The following is a 5,321-nucleotide window of genomic DNA, read 5'->3' on the forward strand; positions in this document are numbered from 1 at the left end:
GGGTTTCGCCGGTGTCGGCGATGTCGACGGCGGCGCCGACGAGGGGGTGGCCGGTGGTCTCCAGGCCCGCCGCACCGACATCCCCCGCACCGGACTGCCTCGGCTGCGCCCAGTAGGTGCGCCGCTGGAAGGCGTAGGTCGGTAGGTCGGTCCGCTCGCCCGCGTCGAGCAGGCCGCTCCAGTCGACGGTGAGGCCGGTGGTCCAGGCATGGGCGAGGGAGGTGAGGAGGCGTCGCCGGTCGCCCTCGTCGCGGCGCAGGGTCGGGACGGTGACGGCGGTGTCGAGGGTCTCCTCGACGGCGGGGACGAGGACGGGGTGCGGGCTGGTCTCGACGAAGTGGGTGTGGCCGGCTTCGTGCAGGGCCTCCAGGGCCCTGGTCAGCAGGACGGGTTGGCGCAGGTTCGTGTACCAGTACGCGGTGTCGGGCGGGGTGGTGAGCCAGTCGCCGGTGACCGTGGAGAACATCGGGATGCGAGGGAGCCGGGCTTCGACTCCGGCGAGGTCGGCCAGGATGCGCCGCCGGAGCCGGTCGACGTGCGGGGAGTGCGAGGCGTAGTCGACCGGGATCGCCCGTGCCCGCACGCCGTCGCGTTCGCAGGCGGCGAGCAGTTCGGCCAGGGCGGTGCTCTCGCCCGCGACGACGGTGGTGGTGGGGGAGTTGTAGGCGGCGACGGAGATCCGGTCGGCCCAGGGCGTGAGAAGCTGCTCGGCCCGTTCGGCGGAGAGCCCGAGCGAGACCATGCCGCCCTCCCCGGCGATGGAGTCGAGGGCCCGGCTGCGCAGGGCGGAGACCCGGGCGCCGTCCTCCAGGCTCAGCGCGCCGGCCACCACCGCGGCGGCGATCTCGCCCTGCGAGTGGCCGAGGACGGCGTCGGGGTGGACGCCGTGGTGCTGCCAGAGCGCGGCGAGCGAGACCATCACCGCCCACAGGGCGGGCTGGACGACGTCGACCCGCTCCAGCGGCTCGGCGTCGCGCAGCAGCCGGGTGAGTGACCAGTCGACGTGCGGTGCGAGCGCCTGCTCGCACTGCGCGATCCGCTCGGCGAACGCGGGCTCGGTGTCCAGCAGCGCGGCGGCCATGCCGGCCCACTGCGAACCCTGGCCGGGGAAGACGAAGACCGTGCGCCCGTCCGAGGTGTCCCGGCCGCGCACCAGGTGCGCGGCCCCGCCCGCGAGGCCGGTCCGCAGCTGTGCGCGGTCGCCGACCAAGACTGCGCGGTGCTCGAAGGCGGTCCGTCCGGCCAGCGTCCGGGCGACGGCCGACGGGGCGGCGTCCCGGTCGGCCAGCCGTTCGGCCAGCCGGTCGAACTGGTCGTCCACGGCCTGCTCGGTGCGGCCGGAGAGCAGCCAGGCGACCGGCTCGTCCGGAGCGTCCCGCGTCACCGGCGCGGCGTCGGCGGCCGGGGCCTCCTCCAGGATCACGTGCGCGTTGGTGCCGCTCATGCCGAACGAGGACACTCCCGCGCGGGCCGGGCGGTCCGCCTGCGGCCACGGCACCGCCTCGGTGACGAGCGACAGTGCGCCGGCCGACCAGTCGACCTTGCCGGAGGGCCGGTCGACGTGCAGGGTCGCGGGCACCAGGCGGTGCTGGATCGCCAGCACCGCCTTCATCACCCCGGTGACCCCGGCGGCGGCCTGGGTGTGCCCGACGTTGGACTTCACCGAGCCCACCAGCAGGGGGAGTTCGGCCGGCCGCTGCTGCCCGTAGGTGGCCAGCAGCGCCTGGGCCTCGATCGGGTCGCCCAGCGTGGTGCCGGTGCCGTGCGCCTCGACCACATCGACCTCGGCGGCCCGCAGGCCGGCGTCGGCCAGCGCCGCGCGGATCACCCGCTGCTGCGAGGGCCCGTTGGGGGCGGCCAGGCCGTTGCTGGCGCCGTCCTGGTTGACCGCCGAGCCGCGCAGCACCGCCAGCACCGGGTGCCCGTTGCGCCGCGCGTCGGAGAGCCGCTCGACCAGCAGCACGCCGGCGCCCTCGGACATGCCCATCCCGTCCGCGGCGTCCGCGAAGGCCTTGCAGCGGCCGTCCGCGGCGAGCCCGCGCTGGCGGGAGAAGCTGAGGATCGCGCCCGGCGTGGACATCACCGCCACGCCGCCGACCAGTGCGAGCGAGCAGTCGCCGGCGCGCAGCGCCCGGGCGGCCAGGTGCAGCGCGACCAGTGAGGCCGAGCACGCGGTGTCGACGGTGATCGCCGGGCCTTCGAGGCCGAGCGTGTAGGCCACCCGGCCGGAGACCACACTGGCCGCGCTGCCGGTCAGCAGGTGGCCCTCGTTCTCCGCGGACTGGGCCACCGCGGCGGCGTAGTCCTGGTAGTTGACGCCGGTGAACACCCCGGTGCTGCTGCCGCGCAGCGCCACCGGGTCGATGCCGGCCCGTTCGAGCGCCTCCCAGGAGGTCTCCAGCAGCAGCCGCTGCTGCGGGTCCATGGCGAGCGCCTCGCGCGGCGAGATGCCGAAGAACTCGGCGTCGAAGTCGCCCGCGTCGTGCAGGAAGCCGCCGTGGCGGGTGGTGGAGGTGCCCGGCCGGTCCGGGTCGGGGTCGAACAGGGTGTCCAGCGGCCAGCCGCGGTTGACCGGGAACTCGGACACCACGTCACCGCCCTCCACCAGCAGCTGCCACAGCTGATCCGGCGTGTCGATCCCGCCCGGCAGCCGGCAGCCCATCGCGACGATCGCGATCGGCTCGTCGGGTTCGGCGGCCCGCACGCCCGGGTCGTCGGCCGCGTCGGAGCGCTCACCGAGCAGGGAGGAGCGGATCAGCTCGGCCAGCACCCCGGCCGACGGGTAGTCGAAGACCAGGGTGGCGGGCAGCCGCAGACCGGTGGCCGCGTTGAGCCGGTTGCGCAGCTCGACGGCGGTCAGCGAGTCGAAGCCCAGCTCCTGGAAGGCCCGGCCGGCGGGCACGGCCTCCGCCGATCCGTGCCCCAGCACCTCGGCCGCGTGGCCGCGCACCAGGTTGAGGACGACCCGGGTCTGCTCGGCCTCCGGCAGTCCGGCCAGCCGCTCGCGCAGCACCGAGGCGGCCGGGGTGGCGGCCGGCGCCGCCGTCGTCCCGCCGAGCGCACGGACCTCCGGCACCCCGGTCAGCAGGCGGCTGGGCCGCACCGAGGTGAAGACCGCCGAGAACTGCGCCCAGTCCACCTCGGCCAGGGCGATGACCGTCTCGTCGTCGTCCAGCGCGTGCTGCAGCGCGGTGACCGCGGGCTCCGGGTCGATCAGCGGCAGGCCCTGGCGCTGCACCCGGTGGAAGTCGGCCTCGTCGAGGGTCTCCCGCTCGGCCCACGGGTTGGCCGCCTTCCACACGCCCCAGTCGACGGTGGTGGCGGTCAGTCCGCGGGCGCGGCGGGCCTCGGCGAGCGCGTCCAGGTAGGCGTTGCCCGCCGAGTAAGCGGCGTGGTTGCTGCTGCCCCAGACGCCCGCGATCGAGGAGAACAGCACGAACGCGTCCAGCTCGCGGTCCAGCAGCTCGTCCAGGTGCTTGGCACCGGCGGCCTTCGCGGCGACCACCCGCTCGAAGGAGTCGACCGGGACGACGTCCAGCGGCGCCAGCTCGATGTAGGCGGCGGCGTGGAAGACGGCGGTGACCGGCTCGCCCCGCTCCTCCAGGTCGGACAGCAGGCGGGCGACCTCCTCGCGGTCGGCCACGTCGCACCGCGGCAGGCTCAGCCGGGTGCCCAGTTCGGCGAGTTCGGCCGTCAGCTCGGCCGCTCCGGGGACGTCCGCGCCGCGCCGGCCGGGCAGCACCAGGTGCTCGGCGCCGCCCCGGGCCAGCCACCGGGCGAGGTGCGGGCCGAGCGCGCCGGTGCCGCCGGTGACCAGGACGGTCCCGCGCGGTCGCCAGGCGCGGCGCGGCACGGTGGGGCGCGGGGCGCGGACCAGCCGGCGGGCGTACAGACCGGCCGGGCGGACCGCCAGCTGGTCCTCGCCGGTCGCGCCGGTCAGCACCGCCCGCACGGCGTCCAGGGCGCGCGAGTCGAGCACCGGCGGCAGGTCGACCAGACCGGCCCAGCGCGCGGAGTGCTCCAGCCCGGCGACCATGCCGGTGCCCCAGACCAGGGCCTGGTCCGGTGCGGTCAGCGGGTCGCCGACGCCGACCGACACCGCGCCCCGGGTGGCGCACCAGAGCGGCGCGCCCACCCCCAGGTCGCCCAGCGCCTGGATCAGCGCCAGGGTGAGCGCGGCGCCGGTGGGCAGCGCCGGGTGGGCCGGGTGCGGTTCACCGGCCGACGCGAGCAGCGACAGGATGCCGGTGAGGCCCTCGGCGCCGCCGTCGGTTTCGGCCGTCGCGGCGGCCAGCCGCTCGGCCGCGGCGGAGCGCTCCACCTCCCGCTCGCCCAGCTCGACGGTGCGCACCTCGGCGCCGTCCCGGCCCAGTGCCCCGACCAGCGCCGCCACGTCGTCCGCCGGGTGCCCGGCGGGCACCACGAGCAGCCAGCGGCCGCCGAACGCGTCGTGCGCGGGGGTGGGCAGCTGCTGCCACTGGACGCGGTAGCGCCAGGACTCCAGCGCCGAACTCTCCTGCTGCCGGCGGTGCCAGGCGTTCAGCGCCGGCAGCACCTCGCCCAGCGACCCGGCGTCCACCGCCAGGGTGCGGGCCGTCGCGGCCAGGTCCGCGTCCGCGACCAGCCGCCAGAACGCGCCGTCGTCGCCCTCGGCGCCGGTGCCGGCGGGAGCGTCGGCGCTCAACCAGTAGCGCTGCCGCCGGAAGGGGTGGGTCGGCAGCTCGATCCGCCGCCCGCCGCCGCCCGAGTACACCGCGCTCCAGTCGACCGGCACTCCGCGCACCCACAGCTCGGCCGCCGTCGTGAGCAGCCGGGGGAGGCCGCCCTCGTCGCGCCGCAGGGTGCCGGTGGCCAGCACGTCGGGCACGCCGGCCGCCGCCGCGCCGTCCAGGACCGGCAGGGTCAGCACCGGGTGCGGCGAGACCTCCAGGAAGACCTGATACCGCTGGTCGGCGAGCGCGCGCACCCCGGTCTCGAAGAGCACGGTCCGCCGCAGGTTGGTGTACCAGTAGTCGCCGGTCATCAGGGTGGTGTCCAGCCAGTCGCCGGTCACCGTCGAGAAGAGCGGCACCCTGCTCGCCGTCGGCCGCACCCCGGCCAGCAGCCCGGCGAGCCGCTCGCGGATCCGCTCGACCTGCGCCGAGTGCGAGGCGTAGTCCACCGGGATCACCCGGGCCCGGACGCCCTCGCGCTCGCAGACCGCGACCAGCTCCGCCAGGGCCTCGCTGTCGCCGCTGACGACGACGGCGGTGGGGCCGTTGACGGCGGCGACGGAGATGCGGTCGTGCCAGGGGGCGATGAGTTGGTGGGTGTGGTCGAGG

The 5,321-nt window shown here is 76.4% G+C and carries 1 protein-coding gene; it reads right to left on the reverse strand.

Annotation, left to right across the window (positions count from 1 at the left end; translation table 11 throughout):
• Window positions 1-5,321 (reverse strand): SDR family NAD(P)-dependent oxidoreductase (locus ACFWOG_RS39330; RefSeq protein ID WP_380364413.1); only part of this gene is annotated, 5,321 nt, incomplete at both ends.

Origin of the sequence: Kitasatospora sp. NPDC058406, assembly GCF_042722765.1 — a bacterium.
In the GTDB taxonomy this organism is placed as follows: Bacteria; Actinomycetota; Actinomycetes; order Streptomycetales; family Streptomycetaceae; genus Kitasatospora.